27 protein-coding genes, 2 tRNA genes, 3 rRNA genes and 1 riboswitch are annotated in these 24,237 nt (G+C 42.3%); of the genes, 26 read left to right on the forward strand and 6 right to left on the reverse strand.

The window, feature by feature from the left end; genetic code table 11:
• Window positions 1-100: 100 nt before the first annotated feature.
• From ELZ61_RS02420 to metN, 4 genes are all read right to left on the reverse strand, one after another.
• Window positions 101-727 carry a YchE family NAAT transporter gene (locus tag ELZ61_RS02420; protein ID WP_126371184.1) on the reverse strand — a complete coding sequence of 209 codons (627 nt, stop codon included), beginning with the start codon at window positions 725-727 and terminating at the stop codon, window positions 101-103.
• A gap of 168 nt (window positions 728-895) precedes the next feature.
• Window positions 896-1,726 carry a MetQ/NlpA family lipoprotein gene (locus tag ELZ61_RS02425; RefSeq protein ID WP_126371186.1) on the reverse strand — a complete coding sequence of 277 codons (831 nt, stop codon included), beginning with the start codon at window positions 1,724-1,726 and terminating at the stop codon, window positions 896-898.
• A 38-nt stretch (window positions 1,727-1,764) separates the two neighbouring features.
• Window positions 1,765-2,454: a methionine ABC transporter permease gene (locus ELZ61_RS02430; RefSeq protein ID WP_103854440.1), complete on the reverse strand. Its 690-nt coding sequence runs from the start codon at window positions 2,452-2,454 to the stop codon at window positions 1,765-1,767.
• The gene (gene metN, locus ELZ61_RS02435; RefSeq protein ID WP_126371188.1) at window positions 2,444-3,481 is read right to left on the reverse strand and encodes a methionine ABC transporter ATP-binding protein MetN; all 1,038 of its coding nucleotides are present in this window, start codon (window positions 3,479-3,481) and stop codon (window positions 2,444-2,446) included. Before metN ends, ELZ61_RS02430 begins: the two co-directional genes overlap by 11 nt.
• A 169-nt stretch (window positions 3,482-3,650) precedes the next feature.
• Between metN and gmhB the strand changes: the two genes are divergently transcribed.
• The 23 genes from gmhB to rplQ all read left to right on the forward strand — a co-directional run bounded on the left by gmhB (window position 3,651) and on the right by rplQ (window position 19,110).
• Window positions 3,651-4,208 (forward strand): D-glycero-beta-D-manno-heptose 1,7-bisphosphate 7-phosphatase, encoded by a 558-nt coding sequence (gene gmhB, locus ELZ61_RS02440; RefSeq protein WP_126371190.1) that lies wholly within the window; start codon window positions 3,651-3,653, stop codon window positions 4,206-4,208.
• 355 nt (window positions 4,209-4,563) lie between these two features.
• Window positions 4,564-6,105 (forward strand): 16S ribosomal RNA (locus ELZ61_RS02445).
• Window positions 6,106-6,193: 88 nt separating this feature from the next.
• Window positions 6,194-6,270: transfer RNA gene (locus tag ELZ61_RS02450), tRNA-Ile, on the forward strand.
• A gap of 23 nt (window positions 6,271-6,293) precedes the next feature.
• Window positions 6,294-6,369, forward strand: a tRNA-Ala gene (locus ELZ61_RS02455).
• A 324-nt stretch (window positions 6,370-6,693) separates the two neighbouring features.
• Window positions 6,694-9,813: ribosomal RNA gene (locus ELZ61_RS02460) — 23S ribosomal RNA — on the forward strand.
• A gap of 134 nt (window positions 9,814-9,947) precedes the next feature.
• Window positions 9,948-10,063: ribosomal RNA gene (gene rrf / locus ELZ61_RS02465) — 5S ribosomal RNA — on the forward strand.
• The 16S, 23S and 5S rRNA genes sit together here with 2 tRNA genes alongside, the layout of an rRNA operon.
• Window positions 10,064-10,577: 514 nt before the next feature.
• Window positions 10,578-10,949 carry a 50S ribosomal protein L14 gene (gene rplN / locus ELZ61_RS02470; protein WP_005548786.1) on the forward strand — a complete coding sequence of 124 codons (372 nt, stop codon included), beginning with the start codon at window positions 10,578-10,580 and terminating at the stop codon, window positions 10,947-10,949.
• Window positions 10,950-10,959: 10 nt separating this feature from the next.
• Window positions 10,960-11,271 (forward strand): 50S ribosomal protein L24, encoded by a 312-nt coding sequence (rplX, locus tag ELZ61_RS02475; protein ID WP_103855457.1) that lies wholly within the window; start codon window positions 10,960-10,962, stop codon window positions 11,269-11,271.
• A gap of 20 nt (window positions 11,272-11,291) precedes the next feature.
• The gene (gene rplE, locus ELZ61_RS02480; RefSeq protein ID WP_103854527.1) at window positions 11,292-11,831 is read left to right on the forward strand and encodes a 50S ribosomal protein L5; all 540 of its coding nucleotides are present in this window, start codon (window positions 11,292-11,294) and stop codon (window positions 11,829-11,831) included.
• Window positions 11,832-11,843: 12 nt separating this feature from the next.
• Complete coding sequence (rpsN, locus tag ELZ61_RS02485; RefSeq protein ID WP_103854526.1) at window positions 11,844-12,149, forward strand: 30S ribosomal protein S14; 306 nt, start codon at window positions 11,844-11,846, stop codon at window positions 12,147-12,149.
• Between the two features lie 36 nt (window positions 12,150-12,185).
• Window positions 12,186-12,578, forward strand: coding sequence for a 30S ribosomal protein S8 (gene rpsH / locus ELZ61_RS02490; RefSeq protein ID WP_103854525.1), 393 nt, complete (start codon window positions 12,186-12,188; stop codon window positions 12,576-12,578).
• A 15-nt stretch (window positions 12,579-12,593) separates the two neighbouring features.
• Entirely contained in the window at window positions 12,594-13,127 is a 534-nt protein-coding gene (rplF, locus tag ELZ61_RS02495) for a 50S ribosomal protein L6 (RefSeq protein ID WP_046098796.1), read from the forward strand.
• A 13-nt stretch (window positions 13,128-13,140) separates the two neighbouring features.
• Window positions 13,141-13,494: a 50S ribosomal protein L18 gene (gene rplR, locus ELZ61_RS02500; protein ID WP_046098797.1), complete on the forward strand. Its 354-nt coding sequence runs from the start codon at window positions 13,141-13,143 to the stop codon at window positions 13,492-13,494.
• 15 nt (window positions 13,495-13,509) lie between these two features.
• Complete coding sequence (rpsE, locus tag ELZ61_RS02505; RefSeq protein WP_126371192.1) at window positions 13,510-14,010, forward strand: 30S ribosomal protein S5; 501 nt, start codon at window positions 13,510-13,512, stop codon at window positions 14,008-14,010.
• Window positions 14,011-14,016: 6 nt separating this feature from the next.
• Window positions 14,017-14,196, forward strand: a complete 180-nt coding sequence (rpmD, locus tag ELZ61_RS02510; protein WP_103854522.1) for a 50S ribosomal protein L30 — start codon at window positions 14,017-14,019, stop codon at window positions 14,194-14,196.
• A gap of 4 nt (window positions 14,197-14,200) precedes the next feature.
• Window positions 14,201-14,635, forward strand: a complete 435-nt coding sequence (rplO, locus tag ELZ61_RS02515; RefSeq protein WP_103855458.1) for a 50S ribosomal protein L15 — start codon at window positions 14,201-14,203, stop codon at window positions 14,633-14,635.
• 7 nt (window positions 14,636-14,642) lie between these two features.
• Window positions 14,643-15,968, forward strand: coding sequence for a preprotein translocase subunit SecY (gene secY, locus ELZ61_RS02520; protein WP_126371194.1), 1,326 nt, complete (start codon window positions 14,643-14,645; stop codon window positions 15,966-15,968).
• 26 nt (window positions 15,969-15,994) lie between these two features.
• Window positions 15,995-16,108, forward strand: coding sequence for a 50S ribosomal protein L36 (gene rpmJ / locus ELZ61_RS02525; protein ID WP_005548767.1), 114 nt, complete (start codon window positions 15,995-15,997; stop codon window positions 16,106-16,108).
• Between the two features lie 140 nt (window positions 16,109-16,248).
• Window positions 16,249-16,605, forward strand: a complete 357-nt coding sequence (gene rpsM, locus ELZ61_RS02530) for a 30S ribosomal protein S13 (RefSeq protein WP_017805524.1) — start codon at window positions 16,249-16,251, stop codon at window positions 16,603-16,605.
• Window positions 16,606-16,620: 15 nt separating this feature from the next.
• On the forward strand, window positions 16,621-17,010 hold the full coding sequence (gene rpsK, locus ELZ61_RS02535; protein ID WP_012072238.1) for a 30S ribosomal protein S11: 390 nt from the start codon (window positions 16,621-16,623) through the stop codon (window positions 17,008-17,010).
• 28 nt (window positions 17,011-17,038) lie between these two features.
• Window positions 17,039-17,659, forward strand: coding sequence for a 30S ribosomal protein S4 (gene rpsD / locus ELZ61_RS02540; RefSeq protein ID WP_103854519.1), 621 nt, complete (start codon window positions 17,039-17,041; stop codon window positions 17,657-17,659).
• A 32-nt stretch (window positions 17,660-17,691) separates the two neighbouring features.
• Entirely contained in the window at window positions 17,692-18,681 is a 990-nt protein-coding gene (locus ELZ61_RS02545) for a DNA-directed RNA polymerase subunit alpha (RefSeq protein ID WP_126371196.1), read from the forward strand.
• Between the two features lie 39 nt (window positions 18,682-18,720).
• Window positions 18,721-19,110 (forward strand): 50S ribosomal protein L17, encoded by a 390-nt coding sequence (gene rplQ, locus ELZ61_RS02550; RefSeq protein WP_103854517.1) that lies wholly within the window; start codon window positions 18,721-18,723, stop codon window positions 19,108-19,110.
• A gap of 214 nt (window positions 19,111-19,324) precedes the next feature.
• Here rplQ and ribB read toward each other — a convergent pair whose 3' ends face one another.
• Window positions 19,325-19,966, reverse strand: a complete 642-nt coding sequence (gene ribB, locus ELZ61_RS02555; protein ID WP_126371198.1) for a 3,4-dihydroxy-2-butanone-4-phosphate synthase — start codon at window positions 19,964-19,966, stop codon at window positions 19,325-19,327.
• A gap of 114 nt (window positions 19,967-20,080) precedes the next feature.
• Window positions 20,081-20,226: riboswitch (FMN riboswitch) on the reverse strand.
• Between the two features lie 96 nt (window positions 20,227-20,322).
• On the opposite strand from ribB, the gene ubiK reads away from it, so the two are divergent.
• The 3 genes from ubiK (at window position 20,323) to ELZ61_RS02570 (ending at window position 22,631) form a co-directional block, all read left to right on the forward strand.
• Complete coding sequence (ubiK, locus tag ELZ61_RS02560; RefSeq protein ID WP_103855384.1) at window positions 20,323-20,586, forward strand: ubiquinone biosynthesis accessory factor UbiK; 264 nt, start codon at window positions 20,323-20,325, stop codon at window positions 20,584-20,586.
• Between the two features lie 78 nt (window positions 20,587-20,664).
• The gene (gene nadR, locus ELZ61_RS02565; RefSeq protein ID WP_103854511.1) at window positions 20,665-21,936 is read left to right on the forward strand and encodes a multifunctional transcriptional regulator/nicotinamide-nucleotide adenylyltransferase/ribosylnicotinamide kinase NadR; all 1,272 of its coding nucleotides are present in this window, start codon (window positions 20,665-20,667) and stop codon (window positions 21,934-21,936) included.
• 8 nt (window positions 21,937-21,944) lie between these two features.
• Window positions 21,945-22,631, forward strand: a complete 687-nt coding sequence (locus tag ELZ61_RS02570) for a metallophosphoesterase family protein (protein ID WP_126371199.1) — start codon at window positions 21,945-21,947, stop codon at window positions 22,629-22,631.
• Window positions 22,632-22,695: 64 nt separating this feature from the next.
• Here ELZ61_RS02570 and ELZ61_RS02575 read toward each other — a convergent pair whose 3' ends face one another.
• Window positions 22,696-24,231, reverse strand: coding sequence for a YifB family Mg chelatase-like AAA ATPase (locus ELZ61_RS02575; protein WP_126371201.1), 1,536 nt, complete (start codon window positions 24,229-24,231; stop codon window positions 22,696-22,698).
• Window positions 24,232-24,237: the final 6 nt, after the last annotated feature.

A 24,237-nucleotide genomic window follows, 5' to 3' on the forward strand; every position in this document is an offset into this window, starting at 1 on the left:
TATAAAAAAATTATTTTTTATGCGAGATTTGATGATTATCAAAAAATCGCGGTGATTTGTGAAAAATTTCTAAAAAAAGCACCGCACTTTAAGAAATGAATTAGAAAAGATGAAGGTTTTTAATTCCTTCTACAATAATTTCAACACCTAGCGACATCAAAATTAAACCCATAATACGGGTGATAACGTTTGAGCCAGTTTTGCCTAATTTCTTAACTAGCGGTTCAGAATAGCGCAATAAAATGTAACAACACAAGCCAAATAATGCGATGGTGAGTGATGTATAAACATAATCCATTACAGTAGTTTGATTTGAGCCAAACACGATGGTTGCGCTGATTGAGCCAGGGCCCGCCATAATTGGCATTGCCAATGGCACAACGGCGATGTTGTTGTAATCGTCAAAGTTTTCCGCTTTTTCTTCTTTATTGATTTTATGATCACCGATTTTACCGTTAATCATTGTGAGTGCGATCATTGCCACCAAGATCCCTCCCGCAATGCGGAAAGAGTTAATGGAAATATGAAAGGCTTCTAAAATCAGATTGCCAAAGAAGAAGCTAACCAACAAAATTACAGAAACAGAAAAACAAGTAATCAGCCCTGTTCGATTTTGTTGAGCGGGTGTTTGGTCGGTCGTCATTGAATAAAAAATTGGAATAACCCCAATTGGGTTTACCAAGGCAATAAGACTGACAAAAAATTGAATATAAATTGCGAGATCCATAGATAGAATAATATAGTGAAAATAGGGACGCTATTATAGGATTGATTGAGCAAATCAACAAGAAAAGTGCGGTGGTTTTTTACTGAGAAAATACCAAATCCGCAGAAAAAATAACGCCCCTGAATCCTCAGGGGCGATGGTTTAAAATTGCATAAAAGAAGGAAGCGATTACCAGCCTTTAACCACGCCGTCTTTGAAGTGTTTTACCGCTTCTTGATACACTTCATCGGTTTGGTAAGCTTTCACGAAGTTTTTCACGGCATCGCTGTCTTTGTTGTCTTCACGCGCAACGATAATGTTTACATAAGGAGAATCCTTATCTTCCACAAACACACCGTTTTCTTCAGTATTTAAGCCTACTTGACCCGCATAAGTGTTGTTCACCACGGCTAAATCTACATCATCTAATGCACGTGCTGCCACTGACGTATCCACCTCTTTAATTTGGAGATTTTTCGGATTTTCTACGATGTCTAAAGAGGTTGCGAATAGGTTAGTGTTATCTTTTAATTTAATTAAGCCTTGCTTTTCTAATAAAATTAATGCGCGCGCAAGGTTACTTGGATCATTTGGCACTGCGATGATCGCGCCATCTTTTAACTCGCTTACATTTTTAATTTTTTTCGAATAACCCGCTAATGGATACACGAAAGTGTTGCCCACAATCACAAGATTTTTGTAGCCGTGTTCTTGTGAATCTTTATCAAGATAAGGTTTGTGTTGCATTGCGTTAAGATCTAAATCACCGTTACTTACCGCAGGGTTTGGTAATGAATATTCATTAAATTCAACGAATTCCACATCTAAGCCATATTTTTCTTTTGCTACTTTCGCCGCAATTTCAGCCACTTGATGCTCAGGGCCAGACATTACGCCTACTTTAATTTTTTGTGCAGCAGGTTGTGCTGCGGCAGTTTCGGTTTTTTTGTCATCTTTACAAGCCGTTAGCGCTAAAACTGATGAAAGTGCTGCAACAGTGAATAATTTTTTAAAGTTCATTTTACTTTCCTTTTTACTGAGTTAAGTTGATGTTGAGATTAACGATGATCGAAATGATCCGCTAATTTGTTACCGTATTTTTCGCATAACATCACGATAAGTACGATGATAATGGTGGAAACCCAAAGTACATAAGGCATATTACGGTGTAAGCCGAATGAAATTGCGGTGTTACCTAAACCGCCGCCGCCTACCGCGCCTGCCATTGCGGAATAACCAATCAGCGTGACTAAGGTGAGCGTCATTGCTTTAATCAGAATTGGCAAGGCTTCAGGTAAATAAAAGCGTGTTACCAACTGCCAAACGTTTGTTCCCATTGCTTTGGCGGTTTCCGTTAAACCCGTTGGAATATCGCCCAAGGCGTTTACCGTTAAACGTGCGTAAAATGGCAATGCGGCAACACTTAACGGAATGATGGCCGCCGTTGTACCTAAGGTTGTGCCGACTAAGAAACGCGTTACTGGCATTAAATCGAAGAGCAAAATAATGAAAGGAATAGAACGCCCAACGTTAATAATCACTTCTAAAGTGCGGTTCAATTTTTTATTATTTAGGGTTTGTCCTTCTTTGGTTAAGAAGGTGATAATGCCCAGTGGCAAGCCAAATAGCACGGCAAAAAAGGTTGCTACAAGGCTCATATAAACGGTCTCAAATGAGCTATTGGCGATAAGTTGCCACACTTGTGGGGTAAGCTGACGGGAAAATTCCGCACTAAATTCAGTCCACATAACCTAATACCTCTACACGAACATTATTTTCCATTAAATAAATCTTAGCTTGTGTAATGGCATCTTCGTTGCCTTCCACTTCTGCGATGGTAAAACCAAATTTCACGCCACCCGCATAATCAATTTGCGAGGTTAAAATACTTAAATCCACCCCAAAACGTTTAGAGGCTTGTGAAAGTAAAGGGGCGTCCACTGAACGGCCAGTAAACTCAAATTTAATGATCGGCCAAGCATTTGGGTGTTTTGGGGTTGGCGATAATTTTTCCAAATATTCTTCAGGCAAGTTAATGTGGAATGTTGAGCTAATAAATTGCTGCGCCAGCTCGGTTTTAGGATTAGAGAAAATTTCACTTACCGAGCCTTGTTCCACTAAACGCCCTTTATCAATTACCGCCACTTGATCGCAAATGCGTTTTACCACGTCCATTTCGTGCGTGATTAACAAAATAGTGATACCTAAAGTGCGGTTGATTTCTTTTAATAATTTTAAAATTGCTTGCGTGGTAGCTGGATCTAACGCACTGGTTGCTTCATCGCACAGTAGCACCTTTGGATCACTTGCTAATGCACGCGCAATCGCAACACGTTGCTTTTGCCCACCTGAAAGGTTGGCAGGGTAAACATCGCGCTTTTCACTTAATCCCACTAAGGAAAGCAGTTGTTCTACTTTTTGTTTGATGTGGGCTTTACTTTCACCGGCTAATTCCAACGGTAACGCGATATTGCCATAAACGGTGCGCGAACTGAGCAAATTGAAATGCTGGAAAATCATTCCAATATTACGGCGTTCTTGAATGAGTTGGTTGTCGGATAAATGGGTTAATTCTTTACCATTCACCATCACCGAACCAGAAGTTGGGCGTTCCAACAAGTTCACACAACGGATAAGCGTGCTTTTCCCTGCGCCAGATGCGCCAATCACGCCACAAATTTGCCCTTTAGGAACGTGAAGATTGACATTATCAAGTGCGGTGATTTTTTTATCCGCAATGTCAAAAATTTTACTAAGGTTTTCTAGCTTAATCATATAAGCCCTTTCTAATATGCTTAAATTTAAGTTTTTCCGTATTTTAGACGTCTAGATTGCTATGTCAATATTTATTCACAACATTTTTAGAATGTTCAGCTATTAGTTAGAACAAAATTAAGTCATAATTGAGCGAAATAGCAAGATAAAGATAAACAAGGATCAAAATGTGAATAAAGCAATTTTTCTAGATCGAGATGGCACGATCAATATCGATCACGGCTATGTACATCAAATTGATGATTTCCAATTTATCGAAGGAAGTATTGAAGCCTTGCAGCAGTTAAAAGCGATGGGCTATTTATTGGTGCTAGTGACGAATCAATCAGGCATTGCACGCGGTTATTTTTCAGAACAACAATTCCTACAACTCACGGAGTGGATGGATTGGTCGCTGGCGGATCGTGGTGTGGATTTTGATGGCATCTATTATTGTCCTCATCACCCAGAGGGTAAAGGTGAATATAAAGAAGATTGCGATTGTCGCAAGCCAAAATCAGGAATGTTATTGCAAGCGATTAAAGAATTACATATCGATCCCGCGCAGTCTTTTATGGTGGGGGATAAAAAAGAAGATATGCAGGCTGGCAAAGGAGCTGGCGTAAAAACCTGTGTTTTGGTGCGAACAGGAAAAGCAGTAACCGAAGAAAGTGAAAAATCTGCAGACATCGTGATAAATAGTGTGGCGGACTTGCCAGCGTTAATAAAAAACTTAAGAAATAAATAATAAAGTGCGGTAAAAATTTTGCTAATTTTCCACCGCACTTTGTTTGATAACTCAGCGGTGTGATTTCAAAATAATCAGTTGCAATGATTTTTCGCATTTTTTGCCATTTTTTTGCAAAAAGGGGTTGCAAAGATTTTTCAGAAGCCTATAATACGCCGCACGCAACGACGCGACGTTGTAGAAATTAAAAGAATACACATCGCGTCGTTGTTTTTTGCTCTTTAACAATCAATCAGACAATCTGTGTGGGCACTTGTTGATTCTGGAAAAATTTAAAAGATTTAGAACAATTAGTGCTTAACTGAAATTCATAAAAAAAAATGAAGCTTTGTTAGTGTACGAATTGAGAAAGATTAAACTGAAGAGTTTGATCATGGCTCAGATTGAACGCTGGCGGCAGGCTTAACACATGCAAGTCGAACGGTAACGGGTTGAAAGCTTGCTTTCGACGCTGACGAGTGGCGGACGGGTGAGTAATGCTTGGGAATCTGGCTTATGGAGGGGGATAACCATTGGAAACGATGGCTAATACCGCATAGAATCGAAAGATTAAAGGGTGGGACGATTTTGCCACCTGCCATAAGATGAGCCCAAGTGGGATTAGGTAGTTGGTGGGGTAAAGGCCTACCAAGCCTGCGATCTCTAGCTGGTCTGAGAGGATGGCCAGCCACACTGGGACTGAGACACGGCCCAGACTCCTACGGGAGGCAGCAGTGGGGAATATTGCGCAATGGGGGGAACCCTGACGCAGCCATGCCGCGTGAATGAAGAAGGCCTTCGGGTTGTAAAGTTCTTTCGGTGGTGAGGAAGGCGGTAGTGTTAATAGCACTATTGTTTGACGTTAGCCACAGAAGAAGCACCGGCTAACTCCGTGCCAGCAGCCGCGGTAATACGGAGGGTGCGAGCGTTAATCGGAATAACTGGGCGTAAAGGGCACGCAGGCGGTAAATTAAGTGAGATGTGAAATCCCCGAGCTTAACTTGGGAATTGCATTTCAGACTGGTTTACTAGAGTACTCTAGGGAGGGGTAGAATTCCACGTGTAGCGGTGAAATGCGTAGAGATGTGGAGGAATACCGAAGGCGAAGGCAGCCCCTTGGGGAGATACTGACGCTCATGTGCGAAAGCGTGGGGAGCAAACAGGATTAGATACCCTGGTAGTCCACGCTGTAAACGCTGTCGATTTGGGGATTGGGCTTTAGGCTTGGTGCCCGTAGCTAACGTGATAAATCGACCGCCTGGGGAGTACGGCCGCAAGGTTAAAACTCAAATGAATTGACGGGGGCCCGCACAAGCGGTGGAGCATGTGGTTTAATTCGATGCAACGCGAAGAACCTTACCTACTCTTGACATCCTAAGAATCCTGTAGAGATACGGGAGTGCCTTCGGGAGCTTAGAGACAGGTGCTGCATGGCTGTCGTCAGCTCGTGTTGTGAAATGTTGGGTTAAGTCCCGCAACGAGCGCAACCCTTATCCTTTGTTGCCAGCACTTCGGGTGGGAACTCAAAGGAGACTGCCAGTGATAAACTGGAGGAAGGTGGGGATGACGTCAAGTCATCATGGCCCTTACGAGTAGGGCTACACACGTGCTACAATGGTGCATACAGAGGGGTGCGAGCCTGCGAGGGTGAGCGAATCTCAGAAAGTGCATCTAAGTCCGGATTGGAGTCTGCAACTCGACTCCATGAAGTCGGAATCGCTAGTAATCGCGAATCAGAATGTCGCGGTGAATACGTTCCCGGGCCTTGTACACACCGCCCGTCACACCATGGGAGTGGGTTGTACCAGAAGTAGATAGCTTAACCGCAAGGGGGGCGTTTACCACGGTATGATTCATGACTGGGGTGAAGTCGTAACAAGGTAACCGTAGGGGAACCTGCGGTTGGATCACCTCCTTACAAAGACAGGAAAGATGAGTGCTCACACAGATTGTCGTGATGGTTGTTAGACAATAAATAGCAAATGAAGAATAACCCGAATCCTTGAGGGTCTGTAGCTCAGGTGGTTAGAGCGCACCCCTGATAAGGGTGAGGTCGGTGGTTCAAGTCCACTCAGACCCACCACTCAAGTGATGCGGAGAATGATTGGGGATATAGCTCAGCTGGGAGAGCGCCTGCCTTGCACGCAGGAGGTCAGCGGTTCGATCCCGCTTATCTCCACCAAATCATTAGTAAGTTCTTTTAAATTAATTACCTTAATTCACTTAAATATCTAAAGCTAGTTTAGGGAATAGAGTGAAAGGGAAGTAGAAAGAATTTAGTAATGATAAGACGTAAGCGTCATATCTAATTTGCTCTTTAACAATGTAAAAACAAGCTGAAAACTGAAGAGACTTTCAAGCTAATGAGGAAGTGGTGACAGTGATAGAACCATTTTCTTATTAAATTGAAGAAGTCTGAGTAAAAAAGACTTACTTGAACAAAAGCAAGTAAGCGTTCTCAACGAGAATGAAGAGACTTCAGGGAGAAAAATCCTTGAGGTTGTATAGTTAAGTGAGAAAGCGTACAGGGCGGATGCCTTGGCAATCAGAGGCGATGAAGGACGTGCTAATCTGCGAAAAGCGTGGGTGAGTTGATAAGAAGCGTTTAACCCACGATGTCCGAATGGGGAAACCCGATAGGTGAAGAACCTATCATTGTTTACTGAATAAAATAGGTAAACAAGGCGAACCGGGAGAACTGAAACATCTAAGTACCCCGAGGAAAAGAAATCAACCGAGATTCTGTGAGTAGCGGCGAGCGAAAGCGGAGGAGCCAGTAAGTAATAGCATGTGATTTAGGAGAATTAGCTGGGAAGCTAAGCGACACAGGGTGATAGCCCCGTATCTAAAAAATTGCGTGTGGTACTAAGCTTACGAGAAGTAGGGCGGGACACGAGGAATCCTGTTTGAAGATGGGGGGACCATCCTCCAAGGCTAAATACTCCTGATTGACCGATAGTGAACCAGTACTGTGAAGGAAAGGCGAAAAGAACCCCGGTGAGGGGAGTGAAATAGAACCTGAAACCCTGTACGTACAAGCAGTGGGAGCCCCATCACTCAAACACATTGAGTGGTGGAAGAGGCAAAAAGCACCAAAAATAACACCGCACTTTAAAGTGCAGGGTAAGACGAGCAAAGCGAGTCAAACCCAAAAATAGCAGTGTGATTGAGTGATGGGGTGACTGCGTACCTTTTGTATAATGGGTCAGCGACTTATATTTTGTAGCGAGGTTAACTGAATAAGGGAGCCGAAGGGAAACCGAGTCTTAACTGGGCGTTGAGTTGCAAGGTATAGACCCGAAACCCGGTGATCTAGCCATGGGCAGGTTGAAGGTTGGGTAACACTAACTGGAGGACCGAACCGACTAATGTTGAAAAATTAGCGGATGACTTGTGGCTGGGGGTGAAAGGCCAATCAAACCGGGAGATAGCTGGTTCTCCCCGAAATCTATTTAGGTAGAGCCTTGAGCGGACACCTTTGGGGGTAGAGCACTGTTTCGGCTAGGGGCCCATCCCGGGTTACCAAACCGATGCAAACTCCGAATACCGAAGAGTGATACTCAGGAGACACACGGCGGGTGCTAACGTCCGTCGTGGAGAGGGAAACAACCCAGACCGCCAGCTAAGGTCCCAAAATCTATATTAAGTGGGAAACGAAGTGGGAAGGCTTAGACAGCTAGGATGTTGGCTTAGAAGCAGCCACCATTTAAAGAAAGCGTAATAGCTCACTAGTCGAGTCGGCCTGCGCGGAAGATGTAACGGGGCTAAAATATAGTACCGAAGCTGCGGCATCAGGCGTATCACTAATACGCCTTAACGATTACCCACTTGCGAAGCAAGTGGGTAAAGCGAAAAACACGTTGAGTGTAGAGAGAAAATCGAAGAGGGATATTAGTGATACGTCTGTTGGGTAGGGGAGCGTTGTGTAAGCGGAAGAAGGTGATTTGAGAGGATTGCTGGACGTATCACAAGTGCGAATGCTGACATAAGTAACGATAAAATGGGTGAAAAACCCGTTCGCCGGAAGACCAAGGGTTCCTGTCCAACGTTAATCGGGGCAGGGTGAGTCGGCCCCTAAGGCGAGGCTGAAAAGCGTAGTCGATGGGAAACGGGTTAATATTCCCGTACTTGGTAAAGCTGCGATGTGGGGACGGAGAAGGTTAGGTTATCGACCTGTTGGAAATGGTCGTTTAAGTTGGTAGGTGGGTGAGTTAGGCAAATCCGGCTCACCGTTAACACTGAGAGATGATGACGAGGCACTAAGGTGCTGAAGTAACTGATACCACACTTCCAGGAAAAGCCACTAAGCTTCAGGCTTTACTAAACCGTACTGAAAACCGACACAGGTGGTCAGGTAGAGAATACTCAGGCGCTTGAGAGAACTCGGGTGAAGGAACTAGGCAAAATAGCACCGTAACTTCGGGAGAAGGTGCGCTGGCGTAGTGTGAAGTTCTATACGGATGGAGCATGAACCAGTCGAAGATACCAGCTGGCTGCAACTGTTTATTAAAAACACAGCACTCTGCAAACACGAAAGTGGACGTATAGGGTGTGATGCCTGCCCGGTGCTGGAAGGTTAATTGATGGTGTAATCGAAAGAGAAGCTCCTGATCGAAGCCCCAGTAAACGGCGGCCGTAACTATAACGGTCCTAAGGTAGCGAAATTCCTTGTCGGGTAAGTTCCGACCTGCACGAATGGCATAATGATGGCCAGGCTGTCTCCACCCGAGACTCAGTGAAATTGAAATCGCCGTGAAGATGCGGTGTACCCGCGGCTAGACGGAAAGACCCCGTGAACCTTTACTATAGCTTGACACTGAACCTTGAATTTTGATGTGTAGGATAGGTGGGAGACTATGAAGCGGTAACGCCAGTTATCGTGGAGTCGATGTTGAAATACCACCCTTTAACGTTTGATGTTCTAACGAAGCGCCTGAAACGGGTGTTCGGACAGTGTCTGGTGGGTAGTTTGACTGGGGCGGTCTCCTCCCAAAGTGTAACGGAGGAGCACGAAGGTTTGCTAATGACGGTCGGACATCGTCAGGTTAGTGCAATGGTATAAGCAAGCTTAACTGCGAGACAGACAAGTCGAGCAGGTGCGAAAGCAGGTCATAGTGATCCGGTGGTTCTGAATGGAAGGGCCATCGCTCAACGGATAAAAGGTACTCCGGGGATAACAGGCTGATACCGCCCAAGAGTTCATATCGACGGCGGTGTTTGGCACCTCGATGTCGGCTCATCACATCCTGGGGCTGAAGTAGGTCCCAAGGGTATGGCTGTTCGCCATTTAAAGTGGTACGCGAGCTGGGTTTAGAACGTCGTGAGACAGTTCGGTCCCTATCTGCCGTGGGCGTTGGAGAATTGAGAGGGGCTGCTCCTAGTACGAGAGGACCGGAGTGGACGCATCACTGGTGTACCAGTTGTCTCGCCAGAGGCACAGCTGGGTAGCTAAATGCGGAAGAGATAAGTGCTGAAAGCATCTAAGCACGAAACTTGCCTTAAGATGAGTTCTCCCAGTCTATAAGACTGTAAGGGTTGTTGGAGACTACGACGTAGATAGGCTGGGTGTGTAAGCGGTGTGAGCTGTTGAGCTAACCAGTACTAATTGCCCGAGAGGCTTAACTATACAACGCTCAAGGGTTTTGGCTTGTTTTTGATTGGAAAGAAAGAGTAAGAATAAAGACACTTAGTCGGATAATGGAATAGAAATAAGCGAAGTTATCGACTAAGATAAATAAAGTAAAGAATAGAAAGAATTATCTTGGCGGCGCTAGTGCAGTGGACCCACCTAAATCCATGCCGAACTTAGAAGTGAAACGCTGTAACGCCGATGGTAGTGTGGGGAATCCCCATGTGAGAGTAGGACACCGCCAGGTTTTGAATGAGAGAAGAACGCCATTGAGGAAACTCCGTGGCGTTTTTTTATTTGTTTTATTTTATATCTCCTATTTTGGGTTTTATTTTGGGGTGTCTTTTTTTGCTTAATTTAATCTTGTCTGTCTTAATTTATATTTTTTGCTTTTTGGCTTGCTGAATATCGCATTATCGTCGCTTGAATTTTCCCTGGAACGACTGACTTGTTTAGATGGGATATTATTGGTGCATTAATCCATATCTATAAGCATAGATATATAAGAGAATGTAGGCGAATTTGGCTATTTATGTTATTAGCTGAAGTAAATTAAACAAGCTAGGAAATATATAAGAAAAATCTGACAAAATTACACCGCACTTTAGTTTGATAAGTTTAATAGCTTTTTTAGAAAAAATAGGACTTGAAGGTCAGTTTTATCTTGCATTCATAGCATTTTTTATAGTAGAATCCGTTCCCTATCCTATAAGGATAGATTCGTCCCGAAAGGGTGTTATTAATTTTAGCGGAGTACTAAGATGATCCAAGAACAGACTATGCTGGACGTTGCTGATAACTCAGGCGCTCGCAGTGTAATGTGTATCAAGGTTCTAGGTGGATCGCACCGTCGTTACGCTGCTATTGGTGATATCATCAAAATTACTGTGAAAGAAGCAATTCCACGCGGTAAAGTTAAAAAAGGTGATGTATTAAAAGCAGTTGTTGTGCGCACCAAGAAGGGTGTTCGTCGCCCAGATGGATCAGTCATTCGCTTCGATGGTAATGCTTGTGTAATTTTAAACAATAACACAGAGCAACCAATCGGTACTCGTATTTTTGGACCTGTGACTCGTGAACTTCGTTCTGAGAAGTTTATGAAGATCATTTCTTTGGCACCAGAAGTACTATAAGGAGTAAGAAATGGCTGCAAAAATTCGTCAAAATGATGAAGTGATTGTTCTTGCTGGTAAAAGCAAAGGCAAGCGTGGTAAGGTAACTAAAGTGTTACCAAACGGTAAAGTTGTTGTTGAAGGTATCAACATTATCACTAAACACGAAAAACCAGTTCCTGCATTAGGGAAAGAAGGTGGTTTAGTGAAAAAAGAAGCACCAATTGATGCATCAAATGTTGCAATTTTTAACCCGAAAACAAACAAAGCTGACCGTGTAGGTTTTAGATTTGAAGACGGTAAAAAAGTACGTTTCTTTAAATCTAACAATGAAATTATTTAATCAAAAACTGGAGTAATGCGATGGCGAAACTGCATGATTACTACAGAGATCAAGTAGTTAATGAATTAAAAGAGAAATTCAACTACTCGTCTGTCATGCAAGTCCCACGAATCGAAAAGATTACCCTGAATATGGGTGTGGGTGAAGCATTGACCGATAAGAAATTGCTAGATAACGCAGTTGCGGATTTAGCAGCGATTACTGGTCAAAAACCTTTAATTACTAAAGCACGCAAATCTGTTGCAGGCTTTAAAATCCGTCAGGGATATCCAATCGGTTGTAAAGTAACACTACGCGGTGAGCGTATGTGGGAGTTCTTTGAACGTTTAATTACAATTGCTGTTCCACGTATTCGTGACTTCCGCGGTTTAAGCGCGAAGTCATTTGATGGTCGTGGTAACTACAGTATGGGTGTGCGTGAGCAAATTATCTTCCCAGAAATCGACTACGATAAAGTAGATCGCGTTCGTGGCCTAGATATCACTATCACAACGACTGCTAACAGCGATGAAGAAGGTCAAGCACTATTGGCTGCCTTTAATTTCCCATTCCGTAAATAAGGCAGGTTACAAATGGCTAAACAATCAATGAAAGCACGCGATGTAAAACGCGTAAAACTCGCTGAGAAATTCTATGCAAAACGTATGGAATTGAAAAAAATCATCTCTGATGTAAATGCGTCAGACGAAGATCGTTGGGCAGCCGTGTTAAAGCTACAATCTTTACCACGTGATTCAAGCCCTAGCCGCCAACGTAACCGTTGCAACCAAACTGGCCGTCCACACGGTTTCTTACGTAAGTTTGGATTAAGCCGTATTAAAGTTCGTGAAGCAGCAATGCGTGGCGAAATTCCTGGCCTTAAAAAAGCTAGTTGGTAATTTACTACTTTATTTTGGAATCGGAGTAAAAGCACAATGAGTATGCAAGATCCAATCGCAGATATGTTGACCCGTATTCGTAATGGTCAAGCTGCGAATAAAATTGTGATCAATATGCCTTCATCCAAGCTAAAAGTGGCAATTGCCAATGTATTAGCTGCGGAAGGTTATATTGAGAACGTTAAAGTTTTAGAAGGCGCTAAGCCTGAATTGGAAATTACTTTAAAATATTTCCAAGGGAAACCAGTTGTAGAAAGTATTCAACGCGTAAGCCGTCCTGGTCTTCGTATTTATAAACGTAAAGACGAATTACCAAAAGTTATGGGGGGGTTAGGTGTGGCTGTAATTTCTACATCTAAAGGTGTAATGACTGATCGTGCAGCTCGCCAAGCGGGTTTGGGCGGTGAAGTTATTTGTTATGTAGCTTAATAGAGAGGTAGGAAAATGTCTCGTGTTGCAAAAGCACCTGTTAGTATTCCTGCCGGCGTTGAGGTAAAACTTGACGGACAGCTACTAACAGTTAAAGGTAAAAATGGCGAGTTATCTCGCACTATTCATAACTCAGTTGAAGTTAAACAAGATAATAATGAATTAACTTTTGCTCCTCGTGCAGGGGTAGTTGGTGCTGACGCACAAGCGGGTACAGCGCGTGCATTAGTTAATGCAATGGTTATCGGTGTTACTGAAGGCTTCACTAAGAAGTTACAATTGGTGGGTGTTGGTTATAGAGCACAGATGAAAGGCAACGTAGTTGCATTAAGTTTAGGTTTTTCACACCCTGTTGAGCATACATTACCTGCAGGCGTAACTGCTGAATGTCCATCACAAACAGAAATCGTTCTGAAAAGTGCTGACAAACAATTAATCGGTCAAGTTGCAGCAGATATTCGTGCTTATCGCCGTCCTGAACCTTATAAAGGTAAAGGTGTACGTTATGCTGATGAAGTTGTACGTACAAAAGAGGCTAAGAAGAAATAATTAAGGTAACACTATGGATAAGAAATCAGCTCGTATCCGTCGTGCAGCTCGTGCTCGTCATATGATGCGTGAACAAGGTGCAACTCGTTTGGTTGTTCACCGTACTCCTCGTCATATTTATGCACAAGTGATTGCACCAAACGGTTCAGAAGTGCTTGCTGCTGCTTCTACAGTTGAAAAAGCAATTAGTGAGCAAGTGAAATATACCGGTAATAAAGATGCTGCAGCAGTAGTTGGTAAAATTATTGCTGAAAGAGCATTAGCAAAAGGCGTTAAAGACGTTGCTTTTGACCGTTCCGGTTTTAAATATCATGGTCGTGTCCAATCTTTAGCGGACGCTGCCCGTGAAGCTGGTCTACAGTTCTAATAGAGGTAATTTTAGATGGCAAACATCGAAAAACAAGCTGGTGAACTGCAAGAGAAGCTAATCGCGGTAAACCGTGTATCAAAAACAGTTAAAGGTGGTCGTATCATGAGCTTTACTGCATTGACAGTAGTTGGCGATGGTAATGGTCGTATTGGTTTTGGTTATGGTAAAGCGCGCGAAGTTCCGGCAGCGATCCAAAAAGCGATGGAGAAAGCTCGTCGCAATATGATTACTGTGGCTTTGAATGAAGGCACTTTACAACACCCAATTAAAGGTATTCACACAGGTTCTCGCGTATTTATGCAACCTGCGAGTGAGGGTACTGGTATTATTGCAGGCGGTGCAATGCGTGCAGTATTAGAAGTTGCTGGTGTTCGTAACGTTCTTTCTAAAGCATACGGTTCAACTAACCCAATTAACGTTGTTCGTGCAACAATTGATGCACTAGCAAATATGAAATCACCAGAAATGGTTGCTGCTAAACGTGGCAAAACCGTTGATGAAATTTTGGGGTAATGGACAATGGCTAAAACTATTAAAGTAACTCAAGTTCGTAGTTCTATCGCTCGTTTACCGAAGCATAAAGCTACCTTGCGTGGATTAGGTCTTCGCCGTATGCACCATACTGTTGAGTTAATCGATACTCCTGCAGTACGTGGGATGATTAACCAAGTTTCATATATGGTTAAAGTGGAGGAATAAGAGAATGCGTTTAAATACTCTATCTCCGGCTGAAGGTGCTAAACATAGTGCAAAACGCTTAGGTCGTGGTATTGGTTCTGGCTTAGGTAAAACAGGTGGCCGTGGTCATAAAGGTCAAAAATCTCGTACTGGTGGCGGTGTTCGTCGCGGGTTCGAAGGTGGTCAAATGCCTTTATATCGTCGTTTACCTAAATTCGGTTTTACCTCAATGAAATCAGCGGTAACTGCGGAAGTTCGTTTGAATGATTTAGCAAAAGTTGAAGGTAATGTTGTAACATTAGATACCTTAAAAGCGGCTAATGTATTAACTAAAGATATTCAATTTGCAAAAGTTATTCTTTCAGGCGAAGTAAAAGGCGCTGTAACTGTTCGTGGTTTACGCGTAACTAAAGGCGCTAAAGCAGCAATTGAAGCGGCTGGCGGTTCAGTTGAGGAATAATTAATAAATGGCTAAACAACCAGGTTATCAAAGTAGAAGTACTCAAAGCGGTACAAGTGAACTAAAAAGTCGATTATTATTTGTGCTCGGTGCACTTATTGTTTTCCGTATTGGTTCTTTCATTCCGGTTCCTGGTATTGATGCAGCTGTTTTAGCTCAATTACTTGAGCAGCAAAAAGGCACCATTATTGATATGTTTAATATGTTCTCTGGTGGTGCTTTGAGCCGAGCGTCAGTATTTGCATTGGGTATTATGCCGTATATTTCTGCATCAATTATTATCCAGCTACTGACAACGGTTCATCCTGCTTTAGCAGAATTAAAGAAAGAAGGTGAAGCCGGTCGTCGAAAAATTAGTAAATATACTCGTTATTCGACGCTAGTTCTTGCAACGATTCAGGCAATCGGTATTTCTACTGGATTACCTAATATGTTGCCAGGATTAGTGCCTAATTTAGGATTTGGTTTTTACTTTACTGCTGTGATTAGTTTAGTTACAGGTACAATGTTCTTAATGTGGCTAGGTGAGCAGATCACCGAGCGAGGCATTGGGAATGGTATTTCTTTGATTATTTTTGCAGGTATTGTTGCTGGTTTACCATCAGCAATTGGCGTAACAATTGAGCAAGCGCGTCAAGGGCAAATGCACTTATTAGTTCTGTTGCTCATCGCAGCTATTGTTTTTGCTGTAACTTATTTTGTTGTCTTCGTCGAGAGAGGACAACGTAGAATTAAAGTTGAATATGCAAAACGTCAGCAAGGTCGTCAAATTCTTGGCGGTCATACCACTCACTTACCTCTTAAAGTAAATATGGCTGGTGTAATTCCTGCTATCTTTGCTTCAAGTATTATTTTGTTTCCGGCCACTATTACATCTTGGTTTGGACAAGGGGCAAGTTTAGATTGGTTAACTGACTTATCAATGCTATTGCATCCAGGTCAGCCTTTATATTTGATCGTTTATGCAGTAGCTATTATCTTCTTTAGTTTCTTCTATACGGCGATGCAGTACAATCCGCGTGATACAGCAGAAAACTTGAAGAAATCTGGTGCATTTATTCCCGGAATTAGACCAGGTGAACAAACATCACGTTATATTGATAAGATTATGACCCGTTTGACTTTAATTGGCGGTCTATATATTACGTTCGTGTGTTTGGTTCCTTATATTATGACGTCAGCTTGGAATGTTCAATTCGATTTCGGTGGCACATCTTTGCTGATTGTTGTAGTGGTAATTATGGATTTCATCGTTCAGGTTCAAAGTCATTTAATGTCAACAAAATATGAATCTGCGTTGAAAAAAGCAAACCTTAAAGGTTTTGGGCAGTAATGCTCATATAGTAAAAGGGATAAGCAATGAAAGTTCGTGCTTCCGTAAAGAAATTATGTCGTAACTGTAAAATTGTTAAACGTGAAGGTGTTGTTCGTGTATTATGCAGCGACCCTAAACATAAACAACGTCAAGGTTAATTCATATTTTTCTTGCAAAGAACCAGCTGGGCATATATAATGCTCAGCTCATTTATGTCCTTGACATACTGTTTGAGTATCCTGAAAACGGGCTTTTCAAGATCAGTATGTCAAATTAGTTAAAATAATAGGAGTGCATAGTGGCCCGTATTGCAGGCATTAACATTCCTGATCAAAAACATACTGTAATTGCATTAACATCAATTTACGGTATCGGCAAAACTAGAGCAAAAGCTATTTGTGCTGCAACAGGAATTGCTGAAGACGTTAAGATCAGAGAATTGTCTGAAGAGCAGATTGATAAACTGCGTGACGAAGTTGGTAAATTTACCGTTGAAGGTGACTTACGTCGTGAAGTAACACTTAACATTAAACGCCTATTAGATTTAGGTTGTTATCGTGGTTTACGTCATCGTCGTAGCTTACCGGTGCGTGGTCAACGTACTAAAACTAATGCGCGTACCCGTAAGGGTCCACGTAAGCCGATCAAGAAATAAGTCGGGGTAAATTAAATGGCAAAAACACCAGTTCGTGCACGTAAACGTGTAAAAAAACAAGTAGTAGATGGCGTTGCTCACATTCACGCATCTTTCAATAATACAATCGTTACTATTACTGACCGTCAAGGTAATGCTCTAGCATGGGCTACTGCTGGTGGTTCAGGTTTCCGTGGTTCTCGTAAATCAACACCGTTTGCTGCACAGGTTGCAGCAGAGCGTTGTGCGGAAATGGTCAAAGAATTTGGCTTAAAGAACTTGGAAGTTATGGTAAAAGGACCGGGTCCTGGTCGTGAATCGACAATCCGTGCATTAAATGCAGCGGGTTTCCGCATCACAAACATCACTGATGTTACCCCGATTCCACATAACGGTTGTCGTCCACCGAAAAAACGTCGTGTATAAGACGTATTAGGATAGTTGGAGAAAGAAAATGGCAAGATATTTGGGTCCAAAACTCAAGCTAAGCCGTCGTGAAGGTACTGACTTATTCCTTAAGTCAGGAGTACGCGCGATTGATTCAAAATGTAAAATTGATACAGCGCCAGGTCAACATGGTGCTCGTAAACCTCGTTTGTCAGACTATGGTAGTCAGTTACGTGAAAAACAAAAAGTTCGTCGTATCTATGGTATTTTAGAGCGTCAATTCCGTAACTACTATAAAGAGGCAAACCGTCTAAAAGGTAATACTGGTGAAAATTTATTAGTATTACTAGAAGGTCGATTGGATAACGTTGTTTATCGCATGGGCTTTGCTGCAACTCGTGCAGAAGCTCGCCAATTAGTGAGCCATAAAGCAGTTGTTGTTAATGGTCGTGTGGTTAACATTCCATCTTTCCAAGTGTCAGTAAATGATGTTGTAGCTATTCGTGAAAAATCCAAGAAACAAGCTCGTATTAAAGCATCATTAGAATTAGCAGAGCAAAGAGAAAAACCAACTTGGTTAGAAATTGATGCTGCTAAAATGGAAGGTGTGTTCAAACGTGTTCCTGAACGTTCTGATTTATCAGCAGACATTAACGAACATCTGATCGTAGAGCTTTACTCTAAATAATAGTTAAAGCTTCGTAGCAAAGAGAGGATAAAATGCAGGGTTCTGTTACAGAATTTTTAAAACCACATTTAGTTGATATTGAGCAAATTAGCTCTACTCACGCTAAAGTGATCTTAGAACCGTTAGAGCGTGGTTTCGGCCATACTCTAGGTAATGCATTACGCCGAATTCTTCTATCTTCAATGCCAGGTTGTGCTGTAACTGAAGTGGAAATTGATGGGGTATTGCATGAGTATAGTAGCAAAGAAGGTGTTCAAGAAGATATTCTTGAAGTGCTTCTAAACTTAAAAGGCCTAGCGGTTAAAGTACAGAATAAAGACAATGTATTTCTGACACTAAGCAAATCTGGAATTGGCCCTGTTGTTGCAGCAGACATCACCCATGATGGAGATGTTGAAATTGTGAATCCTGAACATGTTATTTGCCATCTTACCGATGAAAATGCATCAATCAATATGCGTATTCGTGTACAGCGTGGTAGAGGATATGTTCCTGCTTCTGCTCGAGTTCATTCTCAAGATGAAGAACGTCCTATTGGTCGTTTATTAGTAGATGCTTGTTATAGCCCGGTTCAACGTATCGCTTACAATGTTGAAGCAACGCGTGTAGAACAGCGTACTGACTTAGATAAGTTAGTTATTGAGCTAGAAACAAATGGCACTATTGATCCAGAAGAAGCGATTCGCCGTGCAGCAACAATTTTAGCAGAGCAACTTGATGCATTCGTTGATTTGCGAGATGTTCGTCAGCCTGAAGTCAAGGAAGAAAAACCGGAATTTGATCCGATTCTTTTACGTCCTGTTGATGACTTAGAGTTGACAGTTCGTTCTGCTAACTGTTTGAAAGCAGAAACAATTCACTATATCGGTGATTTAGTACAACGTACAGAAGTTGAGTTATTAAAAACACCTAATCTTGGTAAGAAATCACTTACTGAAATTAAGGATGTGCTGGCTTCTCGTGGCTTATCACTTGGTATGCGCCTTGAAAATTGGCCACCAGCAAGTATTGCTGAAGATTAGTGGTCATTAGGTTAAGATTTTTCTGAGAAGGATAAGATCATGCGCCATCGTAAGAGTGGTCGTCAACTAAACCGTAATAGCAGCCATCGTAAAGCGCTGTTCCGTAATTTAGCAAGTGCATTAGTTAGTCATGAAATCATCAAGACAACATTGCCAAAAGCAAAAGAATTACGTCGTGTAGTTGAGCCGTTAATTACATTAGCAAAAGAAGATAGTGTTGCAAACCGTCGTTTAGCTTTTGCTCGTACCCGCAACATTGAAACTGTTGCTAAATTATTCAATGAATTAGGTCCACGTTTTGCACAACGTGCGGGTGGTTATACTCGTATCTTAAAATGTGGTTTCCGTGCTGGTGATAATGCTCCAATGGCATACATTGAGCTAGTAGATCGTCCAGCTGTTGCTGAAGAAGCTTCATCAGCTGAATAATATAATTTTGATATTGAAAAGCCTGCATATAGCAGGCTTTTTTATTATCAGTAATCTTACGGATAAGTTAATTTATACCACCTTGTAGATCAAGACTTTTACATTTTTAATAAAGTTATCTGGTTAATTTAATGCAGAAAGCCCTAGGCATAAAACAATTTAAAGCCTATGGATAAAAAAATAGCAGGGAAAATCCTGCTATTTCACTATTTCTTTACTCACCTTTTAAACGATACTGCACTAAATCTTCAATCGTCATCACGGGATAATCAAATTCTTTCGCGAATTTAATGATTTCAGGGGTGCGTGCCATTGTGCCGTCATCGTTGGTGATTTCACAGATTACCGCCGCAGGTTTGTAGCCTGCAAGCACGGCAAGATCGACGGAGGCTTCGGTGTGTCCACGGCGTTTTAATACGCCACCCTCTGCTGCTCTTAATGGGAAGATATGCCCTGGGCGGTGTAAATCTTGCGGTTTTGCATTATCTGCGACGGCTGCTCTAATGGTGGTTACACGATCTGCTGCGGAAACGCCTGTGGATACGCCCTCTGCGGCTTCAATGGTTACGGTAAATGCCGTTTTATTAACGCTCGTGTTATTTTGTACCATTGGCGGCAAATCAAGTTGCTGGCAAATTTCATCGCTTAAACATAAACAAACAATACCGCTACCGTAACGAATAAGTTTTGCCATTTGTGTTGGTTCAATAGTTTGCGCTGGGAAAATTAAATCCCCTTCATTTTCGCGATCTTCATCGTCTAAAACAAGTACGCCATTGCCTTGTTTGAAAGCTTCAATGGCTTTTTCAACACGCTCTTGTGGCGTGCCAAATGTGGATAAAATTGACTGATTCATAGTAAAAAACCTGTTAAAAAATTAATGGATACTTGAATCAGGGCTGATGAGGAAAGGCTTTTCATTAGATAAGAAAATCCAATAACAAAGGCAGATTTAACCTAAGGTAAATCTGTTTATTCTCTTTCATCCAGACTTTAACTGTCGGCTTTGGATTTTCACCAAATCTGCTGACTTTACTTTTGCAAGTAAACGCTCGTGGGCTTATGCGCGCTGCACTTACCACCGGTAGGGAATTTCGCCCTGCCCTGAGAATGCTTGCATAGTATAACGCAATCTAAATAGAGAAAAAATGTTTTTCTTTGCGCCGATATTGCATACAATATGCCACATTGACGCAATAATGTGAGGTCTTTATGCTAAATCCACAAAAAATAGAGCAAATTATACAACAAGTGCAAAATTCTTTACCGCAAGGAATGAAAGAGCTTGGCAAAGATGCAGAAGCAAAATTCAAGCAGGTTTTGCAAGCTCAACTAGCTAAATTAGATGTTGTAACCCGTGAAGAGTTTGATGTGCAAACCCAAGTTTTAATGCGTACTCGTGAGAAATTGAACGAGTTAGAAAAGCGTGTTGATGCCCTGTTGCAAGCGCAAAATCAAGGGCAAGAAACGCGCTAAAATCTCACCGCACTTTGATATTAAACGAAAAGTGCGGTCTTTTTTCTGAATAAATTTGGCAATATAAGGAATTTCAAGATGTCCGCTTTCGCCTATCTACAACAAAAACGCAAGCAGTTAAATCTAAAAGTAAACGAGGTTTGTGAGCAAGCCAACATTACCCGCGCTTATTTTAATCAGCTGGTGAGTGGCAAAATCAAAAACCCAAGCGCGACTAAGTTGTCAGCCTTGCATAAAGTGCTACAAATCACTGACCTACAAGATAAAAAAGTAGGGGTGATTTTTGGCAAGTTTTACCCTGTGCATACTGGGCATATCAATATGATTTATGAAGCGTTCAGTAAGGTTGATGAAGTACACGTTGTGGTGTGTAGCGATACAGAACGCGATCTGAAATTATTTTATGATAGCAAAATGAAGCGTATGCCAACAGTGCAAGATCGCCTGCGTTGGATGCAACAAATTTTTAAATATCAGAAAAACCAAATTTTTATTCATCATTTAGTGGAAGATGGCTTGCCGAGCTATCCAAACGGCTGGCCTGCGTGGGCAGAACGGGTTAAACAGCTTTTTGAAGAAAAGCAGGTGAATCCTAGCGTGGTATTTAGTAGCGAACCGCAAGACAAAGCACCTTACGAAAAATATTTGAATTTACAGGTGGAATTGGTTGATCCGCAGCGTCAATTCTTTAACGTTTCCGCCACTAAAATTCGTAATACGCCTTTCCATTATTGGAAATTTATCCCGAAAGAAGTGCGTCCGTTTTTCGCCAAAACTATTGCCATTTTAGGCGGCGAAAGCAGCGGAAAAACCGTGTTAGTCAATAAACTTGCCACCGTCTTCAACACCACGTCAGCCTGGGAATATGGACGTGAGTTTGTGTTTGAAAAATTAGGGGGTGATGAGCAAGCGATGCAATATTCTGATTACCCACAAATGGCGCTGGGTCATCAACGTTATATTGATTACGCCGTGCGCCACGCCCATAAAGTCGCGATTGTGGATACAGACTTCATCACCACGCAAGCATTTTGTATTCAATATGAAGGCAAAGCGCACCCGTTTTTGGATTCAATGATCAAAGAATATCCTTTCGATATTACGATTTTATTGAACAACAACACTAAATGGGTGGATGATGGCTTGCGCAGCCTTGGTAGTCACAAACAGCGCCAACGCTTCCAACAATTATTGAAAAAATTATTGGATAAATATAACGTACCTTATATTGAAATTGAATCACCAAGCTATTTAGAGCGTTATAATAAGGTGAAATCCATTGTAGAAAAAATTCTCAATGAAGAAGAGCTTCCCGAACTAAACAACGATAAATCCATTTTTGAGGAATAACAGCCCCTATGATCTTATTTGCAGGCGACCCACACGGAAGATACGAGCATCTTTACCCTTTTGTGCAAGAGCAAGAGGGTATCGCCCTTGTCATACTCGGGGATTTACAACTCACCACCACCGAAGAATTGGATAAATTGGCGCAATATTGCGACCTCTGGTTTATTCACGGCAACCACGACAGCAAAACCGTTGCCGCCTTTGAAGCCATTTGGGGAACAGAATGGAAAAGCCGAAACCTACACGGACGCGTACAAACTATTCAAGGCAAACGCATTGCCGGATTAGGCGGCGTATTCCGTGGACAAATTTGGATGCCGCCCAATAAACCTGTTTTTTTCGACCCTATTCATTATTGCCAATATTGTCCACAAGAGAAAATTTGGCACGGTGGTTTGCCATTGCGCCACCGAACCTCGATTTTTCCTTCTGACTTTGAACAACTAGAAAATCTGCAAGCGGATATTCTCATCTCCCACGAAGCACCAAGCCCCCACCCTCTTGGCTTTGCCGTGTTCAACAAACTGGCGAAAAAAATGGGCGCAACGCACATTTTCCACGGCCACCACCACGAAAATTTTGATTATTCCCAGATTAACCGTGATCCCAAACTCAAAATCACCAACGTAGGCTTCCGCAGCCTATGCGATGAACAAGGGAATTATTTACTAAAAAATATTGATGATAGAAAATAATTTTTCTTGTTTTCTTTTTCAGACCAAATATAAAGTGCGGTTAGAAATTCTATAAAATTTCAGCCTATCCTAAATTCTTTGAAAGTTTCTGCAACAGCCGATCCATCGCCCGATAGGAAAGTGCTTCGGCCAAATGAGGGCGTTGGATTTGCTTTTCGTTATTTAGATCTGCAATGGTGCGAGCCACTTTTAAAATACGGTGATAAGCACGCACAGAAAGCCCTAATTGAGTGAGTGTATTTTCAAGAAAAATGCCATCTTCCGAGCTAATTTTGCAATCTCGCTCAATTTCTTTACTACTTAAATGTGCGTTGATTTTTCCAGCGCGTGCAAATTGAATTTCACGAACTTTAATAATTTTTGACCGCACTTGCTCGCTGGTTTCCCCTTTATTCTCAATGTGTTGTAATGCACCTTTAGGCAAAAGCGGAACTTCAATGGATAAATCAAAGCGATCTAAAAATGGCCCTGAAAGACGATTCAAATAGCGCATCACTTGTTGCGGTGAAGTGCGATTATGCACACCACTGTAATGCCCAGTAGGGCTTGGGTTCATTGCCGCAATCAGTTGAAATTTTGCTGGAAAACAGATTTTCGCATTGGCGCGTGAAATAATGATTTCACCACTTTCTAACGGCTGACGCAAAGCATCTAGCACCTTGCGATCAAACTCTGGTAGCTCATCTAAAAACAATACACCATTATGCGAAAGAGAAATTTCCCCTGGTCTTGGGATCGTCCCCCCACCCACCAAAGCAGGCAAAGACGCACTGTGGTGGGGCGCACGAAATGGGCGTTGTTTCCAGTTTTGAAAATTTAGCTCATTTTGTACAAGGCTAGTTACAGAGGCGGTTTCTATGGCTTCTTGCTCGGTCATTTCTGGCAATAATCCCGTTAAACGGCTCGCCAGCATTGTTTTTCCCGTACCAGGTGGCCCTAAAAGCAATAAATTATGTTGTCCTGCGGCGGCGATGGTTAAGGCTCGTTTAGCGTGTTGCTGACCAATAATATCCGTTAAATCTGCTTGGTTTTTAAAGGGAAAATCCGCCGCACTTTGCGTGGTTAAATCCGTGGCAAGGGGTAGTTTTTCTTGTTCATTAATAAATTGCACCACCTCTAATAAATTCTGCGCGAAATAACTTTTTTGATCAGCGACTAAAGCCGCTTCATTGGCATTTTGTCTGGCAATAATCGGGCAACGACGTACTTTTTTAGCCGCTAAAATCGCTGGAATAATGCCGTGAACTCCGCGCAATTGACCTGTTAAAGCCAGTTCACCCAGTAGCTCAAATTGCTTTAAACGTTCAGGATTAACTTGTTCAGAAGCGGCTAAAATCCCAATGGCAATGGGTAGATCAAAACGCCCGCCGTCTTTAGGTAAATCCGCAGGCGCAAGGTTCACCGTAATCCGCTTGGCAGGGTATTTAAAATTGGCATTCAACAACGCACTTCGCACGCGATCTTGCGCCTCTTTCACCGTTTTTTCTGGCAAGCCCACAAGGGTAAAGCCCGGCTTCCCGTTGCTTAAATGCACTTCAATAGTAACCAGCGGCGCTTGCACCCCCATTGACGCACGGCTATAAACGATGGCTAACGACATTTATTA

The organism is Avibacterium volantium, assembly GCF_900635775.1.
Lineage (GTDB): Bacteria > Pseudomonadota > Gammaproteobacteria > Enterobacterales > Pasteurellaceae > Avibacterium > Avibacterium volantium.

What these genes read in the sequence shown, in the direction of transcription:
- rplR (WP_046098797.1), top strand. Translation starts at nt 13,141, where the DNA reads ATGGATAAGAAATCAGCTCGTATCCGTCGTGCAGCTCGTGCTCGTCAT.
- rpsH (WP_103854525.1), top strand. Translation starts at nt 12,186, where the DNA reads ATGAGTATGCAAGATCCAATCGCAGATATGTTGACCCGTATTCGTAAT.
- ubiK (WP_103855384.1), top strand. Translation starts at nt 20,323, where the DNA reads ATGCTAAATCCACAAAAAATAGAGCAAATTATACAACAAGTGCAAAAT.
- rplO (WP_103855458.1), top strand. Translation starts at nt 14,201, where the DNA reads ATGCGTTTAAATACTCTATCTCCGGCTGAAGGTGCTAAACATAGTGCA.
- metN (WP_126371188.1), bottom strand. Translation starts at nt 3,481, where the DNA reads ATGATTAAGCTAGAAAACCTTAGTAAAATTTTTGACATTGCGGATAAA.
- ribB (WP_126371198.1), bottom strand. Translation starts at nt 19,966, where the DNA reads ATGAATCAGTCAATTTTATCCACATTTGGCACGCCACAAGAGCGTGTT.
- rpmD (WP_103854522.1), top strand. Translation starts at nt 14,017, where the DNA reads ATGGCTAAAACTATTAAAGTAACTCAAGTTCGTAGTTCTATCGCTCGT.
- ELZ61_RS02430 (WP_103854440.1), bottom strand. Translation starts at nt 2,454, where the DNA reads ATGTGGACTGAATTTAGTGCGGAATTTTCCCGTCAGCTTACCCCACAA.
- rpmJ (WP_005548767.1), top strand. Translation starts at nt 15,995, where the DNA reads ATGAAAGTTCGTGCTTCCGTAAAGAAATTATGTCGTAACTGTAAAATT.
- rplQ (WP_103854517.1), top strand. Translation starts at nt 18,721, where the DNA reads ATGCGCCATCGTAAGAGTGGTCGTCAACTAAACCGTAATAGCAGCCAT.
- rplF (WP_046098796.1), top strand. Translation starts at nt 12,594, where the DNA reads ATGTCTCGTGTTGCAAAAGCACCTGTTAGTATTCCTGCCGGCGTTGAG.
- rplN (WP_005548786.1), top strand. Translation starts at nt 10,578, where the DNA reads ATGATCCAAGAACAGACTATGCTGGACGTTGCTGATAACTCAGGCGCT.
- ELZ61_RS02575 (WP_126371201.1), bottom strand. Translation starts at nt 24,231, where the DNA reads ATGTCGTTAGCCATCGTTTATAGCCGTGCGTCAATGGGGGTGCAAGCG.
- nadR (WP_103854511.1), top strand. Translation starts at nt 20,665, where the DNA reads ATGTCCGCTTTCGCCTATCTACAACAAAAACGCAAGCAGTTAAATCTA.
- rpsE (WP_126371192.1), top strand. Translation starts at nt 13,510, where the DNA reads ATGGCAAACATCGAAAAACAAGCTGGTGAACTGCAAGAGAAGCTAATC.
- rpsK (WP_012072238.1), top strand. Translation starts at nt 16,621, where the DNA reads ATGGCAAAAACACCAGTTCGTGCACGTAAACGTGTAAAAAAACAAGTA.
- rpsN (WP_103854526.1), top strand. Translation starts at nt 11,844, where the DNA reads ATGGCTAAACAATCAATGAAAGCACGCGATGTAAAACGCGTAAAACTC.
- rplE (WP_103854527.1), top strand. Translation starts at nt 11,292, where the DNA reads ATGGCGAAACTGCATGATTACTACAGAGATCAAGTAGTTAATGAATTA.
- rplX (WP_103855457.1), top strand. Translation starts at nt 10,960, where the DNA reads ATGGCTGCAAAAATTCGTCAAAATGATGAAGTGATTGTTCTTGCTGGT.
- secY (WP_126371194.1), top strand. Translation starts at nt 14,643, where the DNA reads ATGGCTAAACAACCAGGTTATCAAAGTAGAAGTACTCAAAGCGGTACA.
- ELZ61_RS02545 (WP_126371196.1), top strand. Translation starts at nt 17,692, where the DNA reads ATGCAGGGTTCTGTTACAGAATTTTTAAAACCACATTTAGTTGATATT.
- ELZ61_RS02425 (WP_126371186.1), bottom strand. Translation starts at nt 1,726, where the DNA reads ATGAACTTTAAAAAATTATTCACTGTTGCAGCACTTTCATCAGTTTTA.
- rpsD (WP_103854519.1), top strand. Translation starts at nt 17,039, where the DNA reads ATGGCAAGATATTTGGGTCCAAAACTCAAGCTAAGCCGTCGTGAAGGT.
- ELZ61_RS02420 (WP_126371184.1), bottom strand. Translation starts at nt 727, where the DNA reads ATGGATCTCGCAATTTATATTCAATTTTTTGTCAGTCTTATTGCCTTG.
- ELZ61_RS02570 (WP_126371199.1), top strand. Translation starts at nt 21,945, where the DNA reads ATGATCTTATTTGCAGGCGACCCACACGGAAGATACGAGCATCTTTAC.